The organism is Heyndrickxia coagulans 36D1 (assembly GCF_000169195.2).
GTDB classification, from domain to species: domain Bacteria; phylum Bacillota; class Bacilli; order Bacillales; family Bacillaceae_C; genus Weizmannia; species Weizmannia faecalis.
The window spans coordinates 1,494,731-1,515,627 of sequence record NC_016023.1 but is presented as its reverse complement, the minus strand read 5'-3'; the positions used below and the strand labels follow the sequence as shown (position 1 = coordinate 1,515,627).

The following is a 20,897-nucleotide window of genomic DNA, read 5'->3' as shown; positions in this document are numbered from 1 at the left end:
TATCAGGCTAAGTGGCTCTCACTTTTTCGATGCATAGCTTTTGGCAGCAACAACTCATTCAAGCGCGGAAAGTGTTTAATCGCTATAAAAACAAATGATTTAAAAAATGCAAAAAACGTTCAATGGGTAAGTCGAGTCTGTATAGTATGTAAAAAAAGGTAAACAGGTTGGGCAATACCTGGCCGTTCTCAATCCTCCGAATCGTTCTCTCGGATAAAGTATCGCCGGCCAGGTCTTTTTGGGTCAATCCTCTTTCCAATCTGGCCGTTTTTATGAACAAACCAACATTTTCGGCGGTTATGATTTTTTGTAAAGGCACCTCCTCCGAATGATATTGTTTATCTTGCATCAGCCGCCCCACCCCATTTATCATTCAAAATAAAACACACACGGTTTGCTGCACAAAATACAAAACGATCAATTTAGAATTCGAATTAAACACGAAATCTTTTGATACTTTTTATTTTAATAAACCATGAGCTGTTGTCAACGAAAAAGTTTTTCGATATTCCTGTTATACCCGGATTTTTTAAGCACTGAATTCAAAGCTGCGTTATTTTCCGGTTGTTAAGCTGGACATTCAAGTATCTCTTCAAACTGAAGGTGGTTTTCTAAAAAAGATATAATAGCCGAAATAAAGTAAAAACGCCCCTCCCAATAAACCTAAAATATTATCCCAATAAAAAAAGAGCAATGGAATTGGTATCAATAACAAATAAAAAATCCCCCACAAAATTCTTTGCCATCTCGGCATATCAGTATCACTCTCTCCAAAAATATATTATACCTGGAATACAATTGAATTGAGAATAAACGTATTACACCACGTGCAACTATTCCCTTTAATGCCGCACTCGATTTTGTAAATATGAATGCTCACAACTAGAAAGCGTTACAAGACCACAATATCATTTATTTCTCCATATTTTTCAGCCTTAAATGTATGTTATGAAAATATCATTCCATTGACAAGGGACATGTTTGTCCGGTTATGTCCTAGGAACGAAAGAAGGGCAAAACCGGGAATGGCACAACCCTCAATTCAGAAGTTTTCCATCCGAAAATCAGTATGAAGCATCTTAATTGGTCCGGGATCCCTCTATCATCTTACGGGATGCCGAAAAAAGATTTCGGTCATACCGAAAAAAATTTTCGTTGACAACAACTGCCAGTTCATTAAAATAAAAATATGTCATAAGAATTCGCAATTGTCATTTTGTTTTTCCGGTTTGTCCAGCAAGCCATTGGAATTGCCGTAAGAAACGTGCCCTGTGAGAAAGCGATGCTTGGTAAAAACTCAAACCGCCAGGATCTGCAGTCCCGGCTGTTAAAAAAGCATTTTTTGTTAAAACTGTGGAGTTGTTATTGATGGGAATTTTGAAGCTCGTTATGCTATATATCATAAATACATACTCAACCCGGGGATTTTTAGTGAAAAAAATTTTGAAATTAAAAAGCACGAAAAAATATATACTATTGAGCTTCTTGTTCGAAGCCTGTATATCACTATTTTTAATTTCTGGTTTAAGCAAAATCTTTTTACCGGGCCATGAGCATATTCTTATTGGAGCGGCTCTGATTCTGACTGTTGGGGACCAAGTGAAAGCTGTTCTAACAACAAGAAAAACGTTAGATGAAAGGTACCTAGTCTATCATTTTAGCAGGTATCTCGGGAAGAATAACAATTTAATGAAAAAGGTTATACTGCTTGACTGGATGGTTAGCATGGTGCAAAGTTTAACCAAAATCGTGCCGTTTGGGGTGTTTTTTTATTTACACAGGATGGGAACGAAGTACATATTGATTGTGATTTTGTTCGAACTGCTCCTGTTTTGTATTCATTTACTTGGAAAATCGCTATCTTATCATAAAGGTTTCCGCATTGTGCTAAACCTGACAACAAAAGCTTTGTTATGCTGCTTCGTTTATACCGTTGCTTCCATCTTCATGCAAATCATTTATGAATCAAGACGTAACATATCCACTTATGGATATAAATTAAAAGCCATCACAAATTTAAATAATCAAGCAAAAGAAATACTTCTAAGCTCAAATTTGTTTATCATTTTTAAAAAAGCAGCCTTGTTTGTTGGCCATATGCATATTTTCACGGCTACTTTAACCGTGGTATTGCTATTCATCATTAGTATTGTCATTTTTGCTTTCTCAAAAGATACGAAGGAAGTTCATTATCAAACGCCTTTCTTTGGTTTTTTATATAAAACATTGAACAAGGGGCACTATTATACCTATGCTGACTACTATTCTTTAAAAGCAAACTCAAAAGAATTACCGAATAATCCTTTTGACCTGTTTATCACAGGAGAAGTTTCTGTCAGTACAGGAATTTCATTGGCTTCGGCACCTTATATTCATAATATCATCGTTATCCTTATTTTTATGTTTTTTCAGCTGCACACCATTCTGAAGGGAGCGATAAGCACTACAAGCTTTATCTACAAAAAAATTTTTAAGTTTGAACAAGAATGTTCTATGATGGAAATTTTTAAAATATATGAGATAAAAAAGAGTGATATTCTATTCTCAAAATATGAATTATTAAAAAGAACGATCAATATATATTTATTTTGTCATTTGGTTTTGTTCTTTATTGCAACTTTGTTTATTTCGTTTCAACAAAGTCTGTCTTTTTTGATTTTAATTCTATTTTTTTATGCGATGAAAAATGAATATGTTTTATACTCGCTCAGAACCCATTATGACGTTTTTGTTTTATTACTTAGCAAAAGGAATCCTCCCAAAATTGAAAGGCTGAATGAATTCGATGGATTCTCTTTAATTGCTACAGCGAATAATGTATTATCAAGACTTGTCACCCAATTTACAATATTAGGGTTGATCATCATAGCGATGTTCAAATTGGTCTCGGGGATTTATTGGCTCTATCCCTTCTTGGCAATCTTCTTTCTCCTATTTGCACAAATGATCTACAGCAACAAAAAATATAAAAAAATGAAACAGACTGCTGCGGATGAAGTTTATAAATGAATAAAATATTTTTTCTCATTAATTTTATTGGCAATTGCTGCATGGATTGAAGCGGGCATATCATATGTATGAACGGAAGTGAAATAGATATGGAAAGGATGTCAATAAAGCATTTAACTTATGGTTATGGAAATCAACCCATGTTATTTAATAACGTAAATATCGAGATAGATCAAAACAGTATTGTAAGATTATATGGAAAAAACGGTTCAGGAAAGACTACTTTGCTGAAAATCATTGCAAATATTATAGACGATCCTCATCTGTCTTATGAGTTGTGGTTTTTTGGTGAAAAGCTAAGTTTTGCAGACATTCGAAAGCGTAGAGTATTTGTTGGAGACTCCCCTGTATTTTATGAAGAATTAACAATGGAACAAAATATTCAATTTTACAATTTGTTATTTCATTACGGCCCCGTATTCAGCAAACAAGTATATGAATACTGTAAAAAGTTTGATGTTGATGCCTATAAGAATGAGCAAGTGAAAAACTTGTCATTAGGGACCCGGCAAAAAATCTTTTTATCCATTAACTTATCGATCCCTTCAGAATTGGTCTTATTGGATGAGCCGTTTAATTCCTTGGACACTTCCAGTAGAAAAGTTTTATCTGACATCATCACACAAAGTAAGCAAAAAACGTTTGTCATTGTGTCACATGAAAAGGAAGCAAGCCTGTCTTTCACACATGAATTAAATAGTGAAAATTGGCAGTTAAAAAGTTTAAATAACACGAATGGGGGTGTGGGAGAATGAAATCCGCCATGTTCACACTGGTACTAATCGCCATTTTTGTTTTTGTCTATATTAAAAAAACGGGGATTTCAAATATTTCTATTCCAAAGTTATTGTTCATACCGGCGATTTTTATCGCAGCCTATTTTATAGACAAAAAGTTACAACAGAAATTACGAAAATAAGCATTCATACCAGTAATTTCCTGGGCCAGTTGCCAGATTAAACATAGGTAAAACAACGAGGGAAATGCACTTTTAGAAGAAGCTGGTCCGGAATTGCGCAAATTCATCGTTGTGAAACGCGACGTGAAGCAGGAGCAGTTTCCTCCCATAAACTAAAAACGCCGCCACGATTGTTTCCTTTTCACAAAGGGCATTGAAAAAAATACCCATTTTGTGAAGGCAGGATACGTATGCCCTTTTTGAAGAAAAATGCCCTTTTTATTTTTATTGAATTTGAAAACCTGGAAGAAAAGCCAAAAATACGGGATCATTCATTTTCCAGCGCCTCGATCAAGGGTAATTTTTAATTTGCTCTAACAAATAATAATGTTTATGGAATCCTCATTTCTATCATTTTTTCAGTTATAAAAGCGCTTTTTGCATATAATGACGGAGACTATATAAGAAATACAGGCAGTTAATAAAACACAAAGCACACAATAAAAACCTAATTTTAGGTTAGAAGATTGATGAAAAAAATTTGAAATCTTTAAGGCTGAATGATTAACTTTGGAGAGTATAAAAGCAATCAAAATTATCAATACGACAGCAATAGTTAATCCGTTTTGATTGAACAAGTATATAAATGGAATTAAAATAAGCATATACATTAAAGAAATACACAGGGTTAAAAGCCCTATAAATAAGTAAGATTTTAAAGGCAAATTTTTATAAAAGACATATATAATTAAATTAACTAAAAAAGAAAAAATGCTTGAGATAAGGCATAACGAAATACCCGTTAAATAACGTGCAAATACTATCCTATTGAAAGATAAACCTGTTGTATTTAGAAAGTCTAAAAAGCCGGATTTATTATCATCATTAAATAGTGACTGAATACTATTTAGAAAAAGCATAGTTATAAATATTGAAATTACAGCACTGTCTTGGCGTAGAAATATTATTGCCAAAATTAAGGCCGCTACAAATAATATTACGAACTTTAATTTAAACCAGTGTTTTCCCAATAATAATATATCTTTTAAATATCCCCCTATCATATTGATCACCTCCTTGCTATTATATTCTTCAATTCCGCTTCCAACTCATTTGTATTACTTATATCGGAAACATCTTTTTTTAGTAGCATCGAACCTTTATGTAAAAATATAACCTTATCTGCAATTTTAATAATATCGTCAAGTAGGTGTGTGCTCATAATTGCAATAGATGAGGTGGTCTTTACATATTCCTTTATAATGGTTAACACAGTATCCCTCATTAAAGGGTCTAATCCACCAGTAACTTCATCAAGTAATAATAATTTTGGGTGGTGGGATAGAGTAACAGCAATACCCATTTTGGTTTTCATTCCCTTCGAAAAATATTTAATGCTTTGAGTTTCGGGTATTTCAAATTTATCTAGATAATCCTTAAATTTTTTTGAATTCCATGATTTAAATATATATGGCATAAATAAGTTAATATTTTCCGCAGATAATTCCTCGGGAAAATGATTAGTGTCAAATTGAAAACCAATTTCATTCTTGGGAGGAACCGAAAGATTTCCTGAATCCAAAGAAACTGTTTGAGAAATAATCTTTAAAAGTGTTGTTTTTCCAGCTCCATTTTCACCAATAATTCCCACTATATTTTTAGGAAATGCTGAAAAACTAATATTATTTACATGAAATTTACCGATTTTTTTAGATACAGATTCTAACTTGATTGGATTTGTCATATTCATTTTTTTTCACGCTTTCCATATTTAATAAAATAAGTTAGTGATATTGCAATTAATACATAGGAAAGAATATGTGAAGTATTACTATTCCCTGTAAAAATAAATGAGCATATAGTTGCAATGAAAACTAAAAAAACGATAACCCTTAAGATGATTGCCATATTGAAGTTGGACTCCTTTTTCTACAGTCTATTCGAAACAAGCAATGTAAGTGTTATAAGCTTAACGGCTGAAAAAGCGATGCCAAAGTACATTAACCCAACAAGTAAGCTTATTAAATTTAGACACAACTAATCCTAAAATATATCCATAGATGGATTCTTTTTTTCTTGTTAACGTACTTGGTGAATTATTTTGTTAAAGTATGATCGATCTCCTGTGACAATGCAATCCGCTTATTATATTTCGAATGAATAGAATATATGATTGTATAGCCAATGCCGATGATCAAATTTAAAATTGCAAAAACAATGAACAGCATAGATATGCTTAAATTATATAAATATCCCCCCACTGGACCTCCAACCGAGTCACCTACCAATACAGAAGATTGAACGATTCCCAAATAAAGGGTTAATTCTTCCGCAGGAAACATGGTATACTCCATTATTTCCCTCACTATTTGAAATCCTGTTATGAGGATCGCAAATAAAAAAACGGGAATGATGATCATATGACGCAAATCCATTACGCCAGTAAAAGTAAAGATAATAAAGATTACCAATTCTATTATTAAAAAGAAAATATTTGGCCGCTGATTCATTTTCTTATTGCGAAAGAACAAACTGCTAAGCATTTGAACAACAGAAACAATTGTCATCAGCGTACTGACAAATGATATATTAAATTGGCCTACTTCCTTTAATATTATGGGCAAATAAGGTTGCACTAAGCCAAGATTCATTCCGATAAGGATTCCTAAAGTATATACAAGAATTGCTATCTTTTTGTTTGATGGCAACACTGTTTTATTTCTTGTCTTTTTAATAATGTGATCATCCGGATAATCACGGATGAAAAAAACACCAAATAAAAGAATCGGAGCCATGATCAACAAACTAATATAAGATGCACTGCTCTCTCCTAAAAAATATAAGGCCTGCCCACTGAGAAATGTAGTGGAGATCATAGCAATTTGAGAAATAATGGCCTTTGATGATATTAATTTTGAACTTATTTCCGGATGATCAGCTATCAGTGCAGCGATCCAGGTTCGGGTAATTAATAAGACCGTTGCTGCCCCAATCCCTGATACGGCGCCGGAAATTATCGGAATAAAAAACGGCTGGGGAAAGATCCTGAGCAACATGCCTGCCATATAAAGCGGAATAAAAATAAATATCCCTTTTTTAATACTTAACTGATTTACTTTCTTTCCTAATAGAAAACTAAATGAACCTGCTACCGCCATGGCGGAATAAGATAAAGAAAAATTAAATACGCTATCGTTCTTTTCAAACCAAAGTATCTGGATATACTTGGATACCCCCATACTAAAGTAAAAAGTAAACAAGAAAATGGTTAACGTTTTAAATTTGTACATTACGAAACCTCTAATTTTTAAAGAATAAATAGAAGGCACGAACAATTTTGAAATTAATCAAATAAAATATTGTTTTCACAAGACATGGTTCTTTATCATGAAATTCTTATTTTTCTCAAGTTAAAATATAGTACAGATGATTAAATAAGTCAATATTTACTTTCTATTTTAAATATTACAATACCTTCTTTTGAAAGCCGGTCATTCTAAAGTTCGGTTCGCGGCCCTGCTGTGTGACTGGCAGATCATCCCCTGTTCATCAAGCATTCGGCCGCTTGATGCACGTCCCCGGGATTTGTATTTTTCATGGCAGTATTATATTCTAAAATAGTGTAAAGCTTATTTTTAAAGGAGATGGGTGCGTGATGGGTTTAAAGAAAACTTTTACGCTGGCTGGTTCTGATTCGAGCGGCGGCGCAGGCCTTCAGGCGGACTTGAAAACATTCCAGGAACTCGGGGTTTACGGCATGTCCGCGATTACTTCCATCGTTGCGATGGATCCAAAAAACGGTTGGCATCATAATGTTTTCCCGATTGATGTCAATATTGTCGAACCGCAGCTTGAGACCATCCTTTCTGTCGGAATTGACGCGATGAAAACCGGTATGCTCGGTTCAGTGGACATTATTGAACTGGCCGCCCGTAAAATAGATGAATACCATCTCGACAAAGTGGTCATTGACCCGGTTATGGTATGTAAAGGCGAAGATGAGGTATTGCAGCCGGAAAATACGGATGCAATGCGCGAGCTTTTGCTTCCGCGGGCAACGATTACAACGCCGAACTTGTTTGAAGCCTGGCAGCTGGCCCAAACCGGCCCGATTAAAACCGTTGAGGACATGAAAGAAGCAGCGGTCAAAATTCATGAACTGGGCGCGAAAAATGTTGTCATAAAAGGCGGCAGAGGGTTGGATACGGATCAGGCCATCGACTTGTTCTATGATGGGGAAGATTTTGAAATTCTCGAATCGAAGAAAATCAAAACAACGTATAACCACGGTGCAGGCTGCACATTTGCCGCTGCCATCACGGCCGAACTGGCAAAGGGCAACACCGTGTCTGGTGCAGTGAAAGTGGCAAAAGAATTTGTCCATATGGCGATTGAACACGGCTTTAAGCTGAACGAATATGTCGGCCCTGTGATGCACGGCGCATATACCCGTTTCTCGCATACCAACTCTTAAGTCAAACCGGGCCCTGCCGGAACATTCCGCCGGGGACCCGGTTTTTAATTTTTTCTTAAAGTGCTGCCGGTTGGTATAATGGAAAGAAACAGGAGCGGACGGCCAAAAGGAGGAAGAAAATGGAACCGATACAAAAACAAACAGCCCAAAAATGGCTGGACGAACTTGCCGGAAAACCGGTGTATATCCATTTGGAAACAACCAATGGCGCCTATGCCTCCCATGTCAATGAGTCATTTTTCTCTGCAGGCGCCTATATCCGCAATGCGCAAGTATCCTATGAACACGGAAAAATTGTTGGGGACGGCCCTTACCGGATCGGCTTGAAAATGAAAATTGGCTGGATTTATGCAGAAGGCCTGACCCACTTTGAAAAAGATGAATTCGACCGCTTGCTTTTTGCCGGCCATGGTTATGACGGGAAGTTGGCTGTTGCCCTCGAATTGAGCATGACACCATTTGAGTGAGGAGATGAGAAAAATGGAAAAAGAGCGCCATGTTCTGGTGATTTTCCCGCATCCCGATGACGAGGCTTTCGGTGTATCCGGCACGATCGCAACCCATGTGAAAAACGGCACGCCGGTCACTTATGCCTGCCTGACGCTTGGGGAAATGGCGCGAAATCTCGGCTATCCCCCTTTTGCCACAAGAGAATCGCTGCCGCATATCCGGAAAAAAGAACTGCAAAAGGCGGCCGAGATTATGGGGATTCAGGATTTACGCATGATGGGGTTGCGCGATAAAACTGTAGAATTTGAAGACGATGAGAAGATGGTCAAAATGGTACTTGACCTCGTCCATGAGCTGAATCCGTCACTTGTCATTACCTTTTACCCAGGCTACTCTGTCCATCCTGACCACGAAGCAACCGGAAGAGCCGTTGTCCGCGCGCTCCGCCGAATTCCTGAAAACAAACGCCCGAAACTCCACTGCGTTGCTTTTTCCAAAAACCATGAAGCGGAGATCGGAAAGCCGGATGTCCGCAATGATGTAAGCGGCGCAGCTGAGCAAAAAATCGGCGCAATGAAAGCCCACCTATCCCAGACCGGCTGGATGATGGCAGAGCGGGAAGAAAAACTGAAGCAAAAAGACCCAGAAACTCTGGAATGGCTCCATTATGAATACTTCTGGACGTATGACTGGGAAAACGACCGGGTCCGATAAGGGTAATTAACCCATAAAGGCGCCAATCGTTGAGTCGTGCAAGGAACTCTGCCTGCCAGACCCCCTGCCCTCGGTTTATCAAATATAAACCGGGGCGGGGGCAATGGGTTCTAACCCATTTCAAGCATTCTGTAAATCGCTTTTGCCACGCCGTCTTCATCATTTCTTTTCGTCCGGTAGCGGCAAATTTCCAATACTTCATTTTCGGCATTTCCCATCGCAAACGGATAGCCCACCCTTTCGAGCATGGAAATATCATTTAAGTTGTCCCCGATAGCCATCGTTTTCTCCATTGAGAGCCCGTGTTTTTCCGTGTATTCCTTGAGCGCAATCCCTTTTTGCGCCGACACATGGTTGATTTCAATATTACGGAATCCTGATGAAGTCACTTTAATATCGGGAAAATCTTTTTCAAGGTGCTTGCCGATTTGTCGGAGCCTTTGTTCATCTTCATTGAAGGCCAATATTTTGTAAAACAAAATGGACGGATCGTGAAAAATATCCTTTGTATCTCGAATATTATGGACGTATCTCCGGATGCCGCGCTGCTCAATATAGTTCCGCACTTCTTCCACCGGCACTTCGGGGTTTGCGGTATGGAACAAATTGACCAGCATATCCATGTTTTCCTCGTAATCTTCCGTATAGGTACCTTTATTGGTAAAAAATTCATAATAAATGCCGAGTTGGTCGAAAACATCGGCCACCTGGGAAGCTGTCAGGGGATCCAGCCCGCTTGTTTTGAGTAATTTTCCCTTTTCATCCCGCACTTCGGCCCCGTTCAGCCCGATTACCGTACAGTCAATGCCGACAGGATCGAGCACAAGCCGCGCTTCTTCATAAGACCGGCCTGTTGTCACGACAAAGTGAATCCCTTTTTTCTGCGCCAGTTTAATCGCTTCGGCATTTGCCGGGCTGACTTCCTGCCTTGAGTTGAGCAAAGTGCCATCCATATCGGATGCGATACATTCAATCATGATGTCAATCCCCTCCAGATATATATGATGCTGGTTTTTCTTGTTCCGCATGATGCTTCCTTTCCTGTAAGAAGGCCCGGATCATAAAATAACTGACCTCATCCGGCAACAATTCCTTTATCGGCGTTAGCCGCCCGGAACCTGCCCGGTTTATGGCATCCGCGATTCGCTCCCGGTACCTTTCGGGAATAAAGCGGCTCCATTCTACCGGAAATCCCTCGTCTGAACATTTGATCACATGCGTTTCAATCGTTCTTTCCGACATGCCGCGGATTTCCGCGATTTCACGGATCGTTTTTCCTTCTTGCAACAGGCGGTATGTCACATGATGGCTTTTTTCTTTCCCGTCTTCATGCACCTTTTTTGTATGCGGCAATGCTTTCGGCTGCGCTTGTGCTTGTATCCCTTCTTCTTCCATGTAAGTCCGGATCACGCGCATAAACAGCTCGGCGTACTGTTCCACCTTTCTTTCCCCAACCCCTTTCACCTGCAGGAACGCTTCCCTGGTTATAGGCATTCTGGCACTCATTTCCCTTAGCGACTGGTCGGAAAAGACAATATAAGGCGGTATTTTTTCACGGTCAGCAATCTCTTTGCGAAGTGTCCGCAGTTTTTCGAATAAAAGGTTATCGGATGCAATTTGCTGCGCCCTGACACTTTCTTTCCGGAAAACCTGTTTTTTTGAAAGCAGGACTTCCACTGCCTTTTTGGTCAGCATAAGCACCGGGTATGTACCGTCTTTGGCACGCAAAAAACCGTCAGCTGTCAGAAAATCAATCAGTTCTGCCACTTCTTTTTGCGTTTTGTCTTTCATAATGCCAAAAGTGGACAGCTTGTCAAAACCGAATTGCCTGATTTTCTGGTCGTTTGATCCGGCCAGTACTTTTGCAATCATCGTTTTGCCGAACCGTTCCTGCATCCTTTTGACACAGGAAAAAACCATTTGCGCTTCTTTTGTCACGTCTGTTTTTGCGCGGGTATCCAGGCAGTTGCCGCATTTACCACATGGCTGTGTCTCTTTCTCGCCGAAATAATGCAAAATGAACTGCTGAAAACAGCCTTCCGTATGGCAGTAGTCCAGCATTTTTCGTAACTTGGCATACTCGCCCGGTTTTCTGTCTTCATTTGCTGACTGCTCGATTAAAAAAGTTTGCGTATGGATATCTTGGGGGGCAAACAGCAAAATACAGTCGCTTTCCTCCCCGTCGCGCCCGGCCCGTCCTGCTTCCTGGTAATACGCCTCCATATTTTTCGGCAAATTATAATGGATGACAAACCGCACATTGCTTTTATCAATCCCCATTCCGAACGCGGAAGTGGCGACCATGACGGAAATATCATCGTATAAAAACCGGTCCTGAAAGCTGTCGCGCTCCGCTTCTTTCATCCCTGCATGATATTTTCCCGCACGAATGCCATTTTTAACAAGAAAATTGTAAATGCGTTCGGTCTCTTTTCTCGTTGCCGTGTAAAGTATCCCGGACTGGTTTGCATTTTTCAGGATGTAGTCCAGTACAAAGGCATCGCGGTTCTGGCCTTTCACCACCTGAAAATGCAGGTTCTCACGGGCAAAACCTGTCGCCACCGTGTTTTCTTCCGGAATCATAAGCAGCCGGCAAATGTCTTCCTTTACCTGCGGCGTTGCGGTAGCGGTTAAAGCAAGCGTCACCGGCTTTGGCTTGAATTGGGAAATCAATTTTTCGATTAAACGGTAGCTTGGGCGGAAGTCGTGACCCCATTGTGAGATACAATGCGCTTCATCAACAGCAATAAGGGAGACATTGATGTTTTCGAGAAGATGTAAAAAAGGAGAAAATTCGAGCCGTTCCGGTGCGAGATAGATTAATTTGTATGCGCCTGTTGATGCAGCCGCAAGCCGCTCATCGATTTCTGCCGGATTCAGGGAGCTGTTCACATATGTTGCCGGTATCCCGATGTTTTCCAGTGTATCCACCTGGTCTTTCATCAAGGAAATCAGCGGCGAAATGACAAGCGTGACCCCTGGTAAAAGCATGGCCGGCACCTGGTAGCAAACCGACTTTCCCCCGCCGGTCGGCATCATGCCCAATGTATCCTTGCCATCCATGATCTGGCTGATAATGGCTTCCTGCCCGCGGCGAAAATGGTCATAGCCATAATATTGTTTTAAAACCTGTCTGGCTTTATCCATTGCTGCCACAAGGCTCCCATCCTTTCCGCAAAATTTGCCTCTATTATAACAGATTTTGCCGGGGCGGTATACGAAGAAAACCACTCCGGCAGTTGTCCGGCCCGCTATATATTATTTTTTCAACCCCATCGCTCTCAGCAACGCATCATGAATATATGTGTTTTCATAAGTACCTTCAAACAACGATGCGCCGCTTCCTGTCGCCGTAAGCGGAATGTCGGCTGCCGTATGGCCAGAAGTTGTCCAGTCCACGACAAATTGCTCGCTGGAACCCGCCACCTGGAACGGTCCGTCTTCTTTTGAAATGCCGTCCCCGGATTCATCGCTGTGCTCGACGTTTTCAACCGTCATGCCGCCGCAGTCATGGTCGGCCAGGACAAGCACAAGTGTATCCGGGTGCTTTTTCGCATAATCTTTTGCCGCTTTAACGGCATTATCCAGTTGCCGGCCCGCCTTGATCAGCTGGGAGGCATTATTTTCATGGGCCATTTCATCGATCGCTTCTTCTTCAACCATCAGGAAAAAGCCTTTTTTATTTTTTGACAGCGTGCTGATTGCTTTTTCCGTCATTTGCGGAAGCGAAACAACCGGGTCATACTGGTCGCCATGGCCCTCCTCTCGCTGTTCAAACATTTCTTCATTGGCAAAAAGGCCTAAAAGCTTATTCCCGCCTGCCTTTTTCAACCCGGAAGCATTTGTCACATACTGGTAACCGAGCCGTTTCGCTTTGCTGACAAGATTTCCTTCCGTGCCTTTGCTTGCTTCGGAAGGATCTTTTGCCGGATGGTCTTCATAAGCGCCCTGTGAGCCTTTCGGGTACCAGTAATCTTCCCCGCCGCCGAGCAGCACGTCCACTTTGCTGTTTTCCAAGTATTGCTTTGCAATTTTGCTCTGTTCGGAACGGTTTTTGACATGGGCACCGAAAGCGGCAGGCGTTGCATCTGTGATTTGACTTGTTGTGACCAATCCTGTTGCTTTGCCGGCTTGCTTTGCTTCTTCAAGAACGGTCTTTTTGCTTACTTTATTGGCATCAACACCGATTGCCCCGTTATACGTTTTGACGCCTGATGCCATAGCGGTCGCAGCTGCAGCCGAATCGGTCACCACGGAGGTGGAGCTTGTATGTACAACCCCCGTATACGGCATTTTGTTCATTTCAAGGTCCCCGCTCAGGCCGGTTGAAGCAAGGCGGATCGCATCCCGCTGCGCAGCCCCCATACCATCCCCGACAAACAGAATCACGTTCTTCGTCTTCGCGGAAGTTGCGTGACCGGTGTGTTGCGAAGGCTTGTAAGCTTTTGCATTTGCAATCCCGGATATCCCCAATACCGCCACTGCAGACAAGGCAATTGCCGCTTTCATCATACGGTTCTTTTTACCCAATGTTCTTCCTCCCCTTTTTCGTTTTGTGCTTACGCCTCTTATTGTAAAAAAGGATTTTGAAGGAAGTATGTTGGATTTGTAAAAGAAAGATATAAATCTTGTGTAGGGGCTTTTACAAAATTCCCGTTATCTTCGCAGCCTGAGGTATTCGTTTCTCGTTTCATTGTAATACTTCAAAATGTCTTCCCCCTTGCGCTGAAAAACACTTAAATAGAGCGCGTCAATGATATTCAGCTGCGCCATTCTCGAAGACGTCGTTCCGATCCGGAAATCTTCCTCGGTTATCGGCGTGCAAAGCCTGATATCCGCTTCTTTGTACAGCGGGGATTTCTCCATATTCGTGATGGCAATCACTTTTGCCCCTTTCCTTTTCGCAAAATCAGCGAGTTCGAGCACATCCTTCGTCCGCCCGGAAACGCTGAGCGCCACAAACACATCCATCTTATTCATGTAAGGGATTAGGGAGATTAGATAATGATAATCTTGGGAAAAAATGGACTGGCACCCCAGCCTTGTAAATTTATAGCATGCATCGACAGCGGCAGTTACCGACCCGCCGACACCAAAAAACACCACTTTTCTAGCATTTTCAAGCACGTTGGCGGCTTTTTCCAGTTCTCTCCTGTCAAGGGAAGAAACACACGATTCTATCGCCTTCTTATTCCCATACGTAACTTTTTGGAATAAATCATAAGGAGAATCTTTTTGTTGCAAAATTGAAAAGTCTGTCATATGACTTTCGGTTAAAGTTAAATTTTTCACAAGCTCCAGCTTAAACGTCTTAAAGCTCGCAATGCCGATCGTTTTGCAAAACCGGACAACGCTCGACTCGCTTACACCGGTTTTTTCCGATAAATCCTTTGTGGTCATTGTCGGAACCATTTCGGGATGTTCCAAAATATATGTGCCAATTTTCTTCTCTGTGCCCGTAAAGTGATGCATTTCCTTTTGAATTCGTTCAAGTATTGAATCCACAACTTTTCCTCCATTTATAACCATCATTGGTATACGCGAGGCAACAGGCGTTTTCCCGCCTTTACGCCTGCCTATTCACCAGTAAAGAAAACAGCGCTTTCCAACATCATAGAATGAAACTTTTTCTCCGTCAATGGCATCGGAAAAATTCTGTTACAACCGCTTTCTCCCTATTCCCTTTCGCTACTTTGTATGATAAAATAAACATCATTTCGCAGGAAAGTTACACCATGACTTCCATCAAGGGGTGTTAGCATGCCATATATCCAGCGTCGGAATGCGATTCTGGCCATGATTTGTTTGTTTCTTATGCTCAGCCTTTCAACTGTATGGTTTTCCTATCGTACGGACAAAAGCAATGCCGCTGCGGCCCCGCCGGCACAAAAACCCGTTCCGACTGTGTTCGTACACGGCTATAAAGGAACGGCCCGATCGTTTAATGGGATGCTCGGTCGGCTGGAAAAAAGCGGAGTTGCTGAAAAAGCAATGGTGATTCGCGTCACAAAAGACGGGATGATTGTGGTCAATGGGGAAATTTCCAACCGGGCCCGGCATCCGATGATCCAGGTCATTTTTTCCGATAACCGTGCAAGTTTCCGGCAAACGGCCAGCTGGCTTGAAAAAACCATGCACATTCTTTATACGAAATACAATGTGAAAGAAGCAAATCTCGTCGGACATTCGATGGGCGGTTTGATTTGCACAAAATATATTGAAGATACTTCCGGCAGGCGGCAATATCCGGTCATTCAAAAGCTTGTCACGATTGGAAGCCCTTATGAAGGCGTGCTTATCCGTGTTTTTAAGCAAAATCCGAATAATACCGGCGATGCGGCGCGCGACCTGCTTCCGGGTTCCGTAGCGTTCAAAGCTTTATATGCCAACAAAAACCGCTTCAGCCCGCATATTCAGGTGCTTGCCATTGCAGGCGTTGTGGAAAAACCGGCATTGGGGGATTCCCTTGTTTCCCTGGACAGCGCGCTTGGCGGTAGGTTCATCGTGCCGAAAAAGCAGTATACGTCCAAAATTGTTTACGGAAAAAATGCGCAACACAGCAGCCTTCATGAGAATAAGCGCGTGGACCGGATTGTCACGGACTTTCTTTGGGATGCAAAAAAATAGAAAAAAGCGGCGATACCTGCATAAAAGCAGCATTTGCCGCTTTTTTTTGCTTAAACCCGGGGAAACCGTTTTTCCTTTTCTGCCGGAACCGGCTCTTGCAGTCTTATTAAAGTTGGGGTGATCCGGTGAAAAAGCAGCAACCGCCCCTTCTTTGCAAGCAAAGGATTAAAAGCGGTCCAGTTGCTGGTACAGTTTCTTTAATGCCTGTTCAATCTCCGCGAGCTGTTTTTCGAGCGGGTGGAGATTCCCTTTTACATACTCAAGTTTTTCCAAATCCTGCTGCAGGCGGACATAATCCGCTTTCAAATCGGCAATTTGGTATTCCACTTCCAGTTTATCCATGATGCACCTCCTTTAAAGGAATGAAAATGGTAAAAATGGTGCCTTCTCCCGGCTTGCTTTCCACCTCAATCCTGCCGCCATGTTTTTTCGCTATGGTCTCCGCAATCGACAAGCCGAGACCGGTTCCGTCACGCACCCTTGCTTTATCTCCTCTGTAAAACCGTTCAAAAATACGGGGAAGGTCATGGGCGTCAATGCCGATTCCGCTGTCCGCGATTTCAATCGCGGCAAAGCTGCCTCTTTTGTACAACGACAGTTTGATGAACCCTTTTTCCGTGTATTGGCGCGCATTTTCAAGAAAAATATAAACCAGTTCCTGCAGCCTTGTCGGATCCCCCCAGACAACCGGGCAGTCCTGCAGGTTGTTCACAAGCAGAATCTCTTCCGGCAGCCCAGACTGGAACCGGCGGGCGATGGAAGTGCATAAATCATAAAGCCCTACTTCTTCGAAACGGTACGGCTGCACGTTCTGGTCGCTCCTTGCGAGGAAAAGCAAATCATCGAGCATGGCTGCCATTAATTTGGCTTCCGTTTTTAAATCGGCGACAATTCCCCTGCCGAACGCGCTCAAATTCTCCCCCTCTTCCCGTTCCAGCAGCTCAGCCGAACTGTAAAAAACGCTGACCGGCGTCCGCAGTTCATGCGATGCATCCGACACAAATTTCCGCTGCTTGTCAAAAGCCTGCTGGATGGGCACAATTGCTTTTCCGGCCAGAAAATAACTGAGCAGCGCAAGCACCCCCGTAAATACAGCAGCCAGGAATAGAAACAGCAAAAGCAGTTTTTTCAAAACAAGATGCGCGCCTGTTGTTTCAATTCCAATCACCGTGTACACACGGCCTATGCCCGGGACGGTTCTCATCCCGGCATGGTACATTGCATGCCGTTCTTTATATTCCGTTTCATACATGCCAGATGGGGAGCTTTTCTCCGTAACAAATTTTTTCATCTTTGTGTGGAAGCCGGGAATCAGTTCCTCTCCCTTGAGCAGGGTGCCGTCCGGCTTAAAAATATAGTAGAAATACGGATGGTCCGCTTCCTTCACCTTTTCGGCAGGTTTTCCTTTTAAACGTGCGATCCCGCTTTTGCTGATGGCCGCCTCCTGTTTCATATACTGGCGGATTTCTCTTGCTTGTTCCCTTTCCGCCACTTTTTGGACGGTTACATACATGACGGCAAGAATAAAGATAAGAAACAGAAAAAAGGTCAATATGTAAACAATGGTTAAGTTTTTCCGGATCGGTTTAAACATGGCCATCATTCATTCTGTATCCGAGCCCCCGCACAGTTTCAATCAAGGACCTTTCCCCTTCTCTGTCAATTTTCTTACGTACGCGTTTTACCAGGGCATCGAGCGCGTTATCGGAAATATCTTCGTCCAGCCCCCAAATATGCTCGATGATTTTTTCGCGCGGCAAAACAAGGTTTTTATTGCGCATGAAATATTCACAAAGCTGGTATTCCTGTCTTGTTAACGGGATCATTTTGCCATTTGCTTCCGCCTGCTTGGATTCAAGATGCAATGCCAGATAAGCGCATGTGATGGTTTCCTGATATGTTTTCAACTTCCTGCGGCCGAGCGCATCAATCCTCGCCACCAGTTCATCAAAGGCAAATGGTTTGACAATATAATCATCTGCGCCTGCCCGAAGCCCGGCAACCACATCATCAACTGCATCCCGTGCCGTCACCATGATAATGCCCCCCTGGAAACCCTGTCTCCTCAGTTTCCGGCAGATCTCAATCCCTTCCAGGCCGGGCATCATCCAGTCCAGCACCAGCATGTCATAAGACCCGAACACCGCTTCGTCATAAGCGCGTTCACCGTCCTGTTCCCATGCGACCTGATGTTTTTCTTTTTCCAGCATATGATGGAGCAATTTGCCGAAACGCCTATCGTCTTCCGCCAGTAAAATTTTCATATTTCATCCCCTCCTCCGAAAAGATTTCTTATTTTTATCATACCATGCGGGTAGAAAAGCTTCTAAGTTAATTTTGTTTTTTCAGTTTCATTTCAGATACGGCTTGTATACTGGGCCTGTAAATTAAAGAAGAAGGGGATTATCAAAATGGGAACACCGATACACCCGTTACTGGTGCATTTTCCGATTGCCCTGCTGATATTCGGGGTTATCTTTCAGTTTGTTGCACTGTGGAAAAAAGAATTTTTCAATAAGATGGCGCTGTATTTATTCGGCAGCGGTTTTGTGATGGGAATCGCCAGTTATATGACAGGCGACTCCGCGATTCCGGATGCAAGGGAAAAATGGGGGCAGGCGGTACATTCGATGGTCGAAACACATGAACATTACGCCCTGATTACCATGGCGATTTTCGGCGCCGTCCTGTTTTTCAAACTGCTCGCCCGTTTCAAACCGTATAAATGGATCATGCCGCTTGTGCTTGTCCTGTGCATTGCTGGCACAACCACGCTGGCTTTGACCGGCCATTACGGCGGGAAAATGGTCTATAACATGCCGGGCGAAACATCTGCACCGGCAAAATAAAGGATATGCCGCTTTATCGCGTTTCCTGCGTTAAAGCGGCATATCTTGCATGGGCAGCTTCCAGCAATCCTTGCGGGGAAAGAGTGATCTGTGTCCCAATTTTTCCTGCGCTTACAACGATTTCATCAAGCGTTGCTGCGCTCTCATCGACAAATGTCACATAGTGCTTTTTCATGCCGATCGGGGAACAGCCACCGCGGATATAGCCGGTATATTTTTGGATATCTTTCACATGGATCATTTCGATCTTTTTCTCGCCCGCTGCTTTTGCGGCTTTTTTCAGGTCGAGTTCTGCCGCAACCGGGATGACAAACACATAAAGTTCACCGCTGTGCCCCTGCGTGACCAAGGTTTTATAAACGGCTTCCGGCGGTTTGCCGATTTTTGCCGCAACGGAGATGCCGTCGATTTTCCCGTCCTTTACCTCATACGACAGCATGCCGTACGGGATTTTCTGCGCATCAAGCAGCCGCATCGCATTTGTTTTTGCTATTTTTGCCAAATTCACCACTTCCTCCAGAGGCCTGTTACTATCATTGTACCGGTTTCGGGGCGGATTTTCCATCAAAACAAAAAAGCCGGCCTGCACGGGGCGAGGCCAGCTTCCTTTATTTACGCACACCTTTTTTCTTTTTCTGGTCGATTTCATCTTTTCTCCCCGTGGAGAATTCCACGAGTTCTTCTGCAACCTCATTTCCAAGCTTGGCATTTTTATTCCGCTCAGCATTCTGGTTTCCGTATTTTTGCCTGCCCATTTGCACGCTCCTTTCCTTTTTTACAGCTATATTTTGCATTGAAAAAGGAAGAATATGCGGCGTTTTAGATTAATGAATGATATGGGATACCATCCACGGCGTAACAAAAATGGAAATGGCCGCAACGATAATCATGCTGACGCTGGAAATGGCGCCTGACCGGGCGCTGAGTTCGAACGCTTTAGAAGTGCCGATCCCGTTCGCATGCGTTCCAAGCAAGATGCCGTGGGCAATTTCGTTTTTAATGCGCAGATGCTTGATCAGCCACGGCGCCATCACAGAACCGATAATCGCGTTCAAGATCACAAAGACAGCCGTTATAGACGGCACGCCGCCGATTTTTTCAGAGACGCCCATTGCAATCGGGGTTGTGATCGTAAACGGGATGATACTGTGCTCCAGGCTTTTGCTGAAATGGAAAAGCGTGGCGATGGCCGAGGAAAGGAATACTGCCATCAGCCATCCCGCCCCGATGCCGATTAAAATTTCAACCGCATATTGGCGGACGATTTTAAAATGGCGGTAAAGCGGCACAGCAAAAGCAACAATGGCCGGCTGCAGCAAATCCGTTAAAACAGAGGTGCCTTTCTGGTAGTCCCGGTACGGTATATCTTCCCCGAGTAAAAAGGCGCCTAATAATACCGGCGTGACCAAGAGCGGGGAAACAAAGATTTTTTTATATTTCCCGTACAGTTTTTTGAAAATCCAGTAACTTCCAACCGTTAACAGCAGGCACACAATTTTAACGATCACGCATCTTCACGCTCCTTCGATTTGCAATTTTGTCCGCAAGCCATCCCGAACAAGCCATCGCGGCAATCAGGCTGATCAGGATCACAACCAGGATTTCCGGTCCGTTATGGACAAGCAGGTTTCTATACTTTACCATGCCGACTGCTGACGGAATAAAAAACAACAGCAGCTCCGCCATCAGGAAATTGGCCCCGATTTCAATCCAGCCCATTTTGACGATGCCGAATTGCAGCAGGAGAAAGAGGGCAATCATTGCCAGCATGCTGCCCGGCAGCGGGATGTGCAACAGTTTTGCAGCTGCGCCCATGACTTCAGCGAACAGATACAAACCGACAATCTGTAACATTCCGATCAGGACTTTTTTCAAT

At 42.5% G+C, this 20,897-nt stretch carries 22 protein-coding genes; 7 read left to right on the top strand and 15 right to left on the bottom strand.

What is annotated here, in order from left to right:
• Positions 1–82: 82 nt before the first annotated feature.
• Positions 83–349, bottom strand: coding sequence for a helix-turn-helix domain-containing protein (locus BCOA_RS24370; RefSeq protein ID WP_014096707.1), 267 nt, complete (start codon positions 347–349; stop codon positions 83–85).
• Positions 350–1,368: 1,019 nt separating this feature from the next.
• On the opposite strand from BCOA_RS24370, the gene BCOA_RS24365 reads away from it, so the two are divergent.
• Entirely contained in the window at positions 1,369–3,009 is a 1,641-nt protein-coding gene (locus tag BCOA_RS24365) for a hypothetical protein (RefSeq protein WP_014096706.1), read from the top strand.
• Between the two features lie 68 nt (positions 3,010–3,077).
• A complete protein-coding gene (locus tag BCOA_RS24360) occupies positions 3,078–3,764 on the top strand; it encodes an ABC transporter ATP-binding protein (protein ID WP_080564914.1) in 687 nt (228 codons plus the stop codon).
• Between the two features lie 562 nt (positions 3,765–4,326).
• Here BCOA_RS24360 and BCOA_RS24355 read toward each other — a convergent pair.
• The 3 genes from BCOA_RS24355 to BCOA_RS24345 form a co-directional block, all read right to left on the bottom strand.
• Positions 4,327–4,971 (bottom strand): ABC-2 transporter permease, encoded by a 645-nt coding sequence (locus tag BCOA_RS24355; protein ID WP_014096704.1) that lies wholly within the window; start codon positions 4,969–4,971, stop codon positions 4,327–4,329.
• Positions 4,972–4,976: 5 nt separating this feature from the next.
• The gene (locus BCOA_RS24350) at positions 4,977–5,657 is read right to left on the bottom strand and encodes an ATP-binding cassette domain-containing protein (protein ID WP_014096703.1); all 681 of its coding nucleotides are present in this window, start codon (positions 5,655–5,657) and stop codon (positions 4,977–4,979) included.
• Between the two features lie 346 nt (positions 5,658–6,003).
• Complete coding sequence (locus BCOA_RS24345; RefSeq protein ID WP_014096701.1) at positions 6,004–7,197, bottom strand: MFS transporter; 1,194 nt, start codon at positions 7,195–7,197, stop codon at positions 6,004–6,006.
• Between the two features lie 365 nt (positions 7,198–7,562).
• Between BCOA_RS24345 and pdxK the strand changes: the two genes are divergently transcribed.
• The 3 genes from pdxK to bshB2 all read left to right on the top strand — a co-directional run bounded on the left by pdxK (position 7,563) and on the right by bshB2 (position 9,545).
• On the top strand, positions 7,563–8,381 hold the full coding sequence (pdxK, locus tag BCOA_RS24340; protein WP_014096700.1) for a pyridoxine/pyridoxal/pyridoxamine kinase: 819 nt from the start codon (positions 7,563–7,565) through the stop codon (positions 8,379–8,381).
• 119 nt (positions 8,382–8,500) lie between these two features.
• Positions 8,501–8,848, top strand: a complete 348-nt coding sequence (locus BCOA_RS24335; RefSeq protein WP_013860797.1) for a YojF family protein — start codon at positions 8,501–8,503, stop codon at positions 8,846–8,848.
• A gap of 13 nt (positions 8,849–8,861) precedes the next feature.
• Complete coding sequence (gene bshB2 / locus BCOA_RS24330; protein ID WP_014096699.1) at positions 8,862–9,545, top strand: bacillithiol biosynthesis deacetylase BshB2; 684 nt, start codon at positions 8,862–8,864, stop codon at positions 9,543–9,545.
• Between the two features lie 110 nt (positions 9,546–9,655).
• On the opposite strand, the gene BCOA_RS24325 is transcribed toward bshB2, so the two are convergent.
• From BCOA_RS24325 to BCOA_RS24310, 4 genes are all read right to left on the bottom strand, one after another.
• Positions 9,656–10,522 carry a Cof-type HAD-IIB family hydrolase gene (locus BCOA_RS24325; RefSeq protein WP_035183175.1) on the bottom strand — a complete coding sequence of 289 codons (867 nt, stop codon included), beginning with the start codon at positions 10,520–10,522 and terminating at the stop codon, positions 9,656–9,658.
• A 4-nt stretch (positions 10,523–10,526) separates the two neighbouring features.
• Positions 10,527–12,701: a DNA helicase RecQ gene (recQ, locus tag BCOA_RS24320; protein ID WP_014096697.1), complete on the bottom strand. Its 2,175-nt coding sequence runs from the start codon at positions 12,699–12,701 to the stop codon at positions 10,527–10,529.
• Positions 12,702–12,803: 102 nt separating this feature from the next.
• Positions 12,804–14,075: an alkaline phosphatase gene (locus BCOA_RS24315; RefSeq protein ID WP_014096696.1), complete on the bottom strand. Its 1,272-nt coding sequence runs from the start codon at positions 14,073–14,075 to the stop codon at positions 12,804–12,806.
• Positions 14,076–14,201: 126 nt separating this feature from the next.
• On the bottom strand, positions 14,202–15,050 hold the full coding sequence (locus tag BCOA_RS24310) for a MurR/RpiR family transcriptional regulator (RefSeq protein WP_014096695.1): 849 nt from the start codon (positions 15,048–15,050) through the stop codon (positions 14,202–14,204).
• Positions 15,051–15,305: 255 nt separating this feature from the next.
• On the opposite strand from BCOA_RS24310, the gene BCOA_RS24305 reads away from it, so the two are divergent.
• The gene (locus BCOA_RS24305; protein WP_014096694.1) at positions 15,306–16,172 is read left to right on the top strand and encodes an alpha/beta hydrolase; all 867 of its coding nucleotides are present in this window, start codon (positions 15,306–15,308) and stop codon (positions 16,170–16,172) included.
• A gap of 165 nt (positions 16,173–16,337) precedes the next feature.
• Here BCOA_RS24305 and BCOA_RS35315 read toward each other — a convergent pair whose 3' ends face one another.
• From BCOA_RS35315 to BCOA_RS24295, 3 genes are read right to left on the bottom strand one after another with little or no spacing between them, the layout of a single operon-like run.
• Positions 16,338–16,514 carry an SE1832 family protein gene (locus BCOA_RS35315; protein WP_013860804.1) on the bottom strand — a complete coding sequence of 59 codons (177 nt, stop codon included), beginning with the start codon at positions 16,512–16,514 and terminating at the stop codon, positions 16,338–16,340.
• On the bottom strand, positions 16,507–17,766 hold the full coding sequence (locus BCOA_RS24300; RefSeq protein WP_258433484.1) for a sensor histidine kinase: 1,260 nt from the start codon (positions 17,764–17,766) through the stop codon (positions 16,507–16,509). Before BCOA_RS24300 ends, BCOA_RS35315 begins: the two co-directional genes overlap by 8 nt.
• On the bottom strand, positions 17,759–18,436 hold the full coding sequence (locus BCOA_RS24295) for a response regulator transcription factor (RefSeq protein WP_013860806.1): 678 nt from the start codon (positions 18,434–18,436) through the stop codon (positions 17,759–17,761). The genes BCOA_RS24300 and BCOA_RS24295 overlap by 8 nt, the downstream gene beginning before the upstream one ends.
• A gap of 147 nt (positions 18,437–18,583) precedes the next feature.
• Here BCOA_RS24295 and BCOA_RS24290 point away from each other — a divergent pair, with 147 nt between their 5' ends.
• Entirely contained in the window at positions 18,584–19,021 is a 438-nt protein-coding gene (locus BCOA_RS24290; protein ID WP_013860807.1) for a DUF2231 domain-containing protein, read from the top strand.
• A gap of 13 nt (positions 19,022–19,034) precedes the next feature.
• On the opposite strand, the gene ybaK is transcribed toward BCOA_RS24290, so the two are convergent.
• The 4 genes from ybaK to BCOA_RS24275 form a co-directional block, all read right to left on the bottom strand.
• Positions 19,035–19,523, bottom strand: coding sequence for a Cys-tRNA(Pro) deacylase (gene ybaK / locus BCOA_RS24285; RefSeq protein WP_026104576.1), 489 nt, complete (start codon positions 19,521–19,523; stop codon positions 19,035–19,037).
• Positions 19,524–19,629: 106 nt separating this feature from the next.
• Positions 19,630–19,776 (bottom strand): hypothetical protein, encoded by a 147-nt coding sequence (locus BCOA_RS35310; protein ID WP_013860809.1) that lies wholly within the window; start codon positions 19,774–19,776, stop codon positions 19,630–19,632.
• Positions 19,777–19,845: 69 nt separating this feature from the next.
• A complete protein-coding gene (locus BCOA_RS24280; RefSeq protein WP_014096691.1) occupies positions 19,846–20,529 on the bottom strand; it encodes an LrgB family protein in 684 nt (227 codons plus the stop codon).
• Positions 20,519–20,896: a CidA/LrgA family protein gene (locus BCOA_RS24275; protein ID WP_014096690.1), complete on the bottom strand. Its 378-nt coding sequence runs from the start codon at positions 20,894–20,896 to the stop codon at positions 20,519–20,521. The genes BCOA_RS24280 and BCOA_RS24275 overlap by 11 nt, the downstream gene beginning before the upstream one ends.
• Between the last annotated feature and the right edge of the window lies 1 nt (position 20,897).

Excerpts from the sequence above, each read along its gene's own strand:
- BCOA_RS24300 (WP_258433484.1), bottom strand. The coding sequence starts at position 17,766 with ATGTTTAAACCGATCCGGAAAAACTTAACCATTGTTTACATATTGACC.
- pdxK (WP_014096700.1), top strand. The coding sequence starts at position 7,563 with ATGGGTTTAAAGAAAACTTTTACGCTGGCTGGTTCTGATTCGAGCGGC.
- BCOA_RS35310 (WP_013860809.1), bottom strand. The coding sequence starts at position 19,776 with ATGGGCAGGCAAAAATACGGAAACCAGAATGCTGAGCGGAATAAAAAT.
- BCOA_RS24360 (WP_080564914.1), top strand. The coding sequence starts at position 3,078 with ATGAACGGAAGTGAAATAGATATGGAAAGGATGTCAATAAAGCATTTA.
- BCOA_RS24370 (WP_014096707.1), bottom strand. The coding sequence starts at position 349 with ATGCAAGATAAACAATATCATTCGGAGGAGGTGCCTTTACAAAAAATC.
- BCOA_RS24290 (WP_013860807.1), top strand. The coding sequence starts at position 18,584 with ATGGGAACACCGATACACCCGTTACTGGTGCATTTTCCGATTGCCCTG.
- BCOA_RS24305 (WP_014096694.1), top strand. The coding sequence starts at position 15,306 with ATGCCATATATCCAGCGTCGGAATGCGATTCTGGCCATGATTTGTTTG.
- BCOA_RS24325 (WP_035183175.1), bottom strand. The coding sequence starts at position 10,522 with ATGATTGAATGTATCGCATCCGATATGGATGGCACTTTGCTCAACTCA.
- bshB2 (WP_014096699.1), top strand. The coding sequence starts at position 8,862 with ATGGAAAAAGAGCGCCATGTTCTGGTGATTTTCCCGCATCCCGATGAC.
- BCOA_RS24350 (WP_014096703.1), bottom strand. The coding sequence starts at position 5,657 with ATGAATATGACAAATCCAATCAAGTTAGAATCTGTATCTAAAAAAATC.
- BCOA_RS24365 (WP_014096706.1), top strand. The coding sequence starts at position 1,369 with ATGGGAATTTTGAAGCTCGTTATGCTATATATCATAAATACATACTCA.
- BCOA_RS24295 (WP_013860806.1), bottom strand. The coding sequence starts at position 18,436 with ATGAAAATTTTACTGGCGGAAGACGATAGGCGTTTCGGCAAATTGCTC.
- BCOA_RS35315 (WP_013860804.1), bottom strand. The coding sequence starts at position 16,514 with ATGGATAAACTGGAAGTGGAATACCAAATTGCCGATTTGAAAGCGGAT.
- BCOA_RS24345 (WP_014096701.1), bottom strand. The coding sequence starts at position 7,197 with ATGTACAAATTTAAAACGTTAACCATTTTCTTGTTTACTTTTTACTTT.
- BCOA_RS24355 (WP_014096704.1), bottom strand. The coding sequence starts at position 4,971 with ATGATAGGGGGATATTTAAAAGATATATTATTATTGGGAAAACACTGG.
- BCOA_RS24335 (WP_013860797.1), top strand. The coding sequence starts at position 8,501 with ATGGAACCGATACAAAAACAAACAGCCCAAAAATGGCTGGACGAACTT.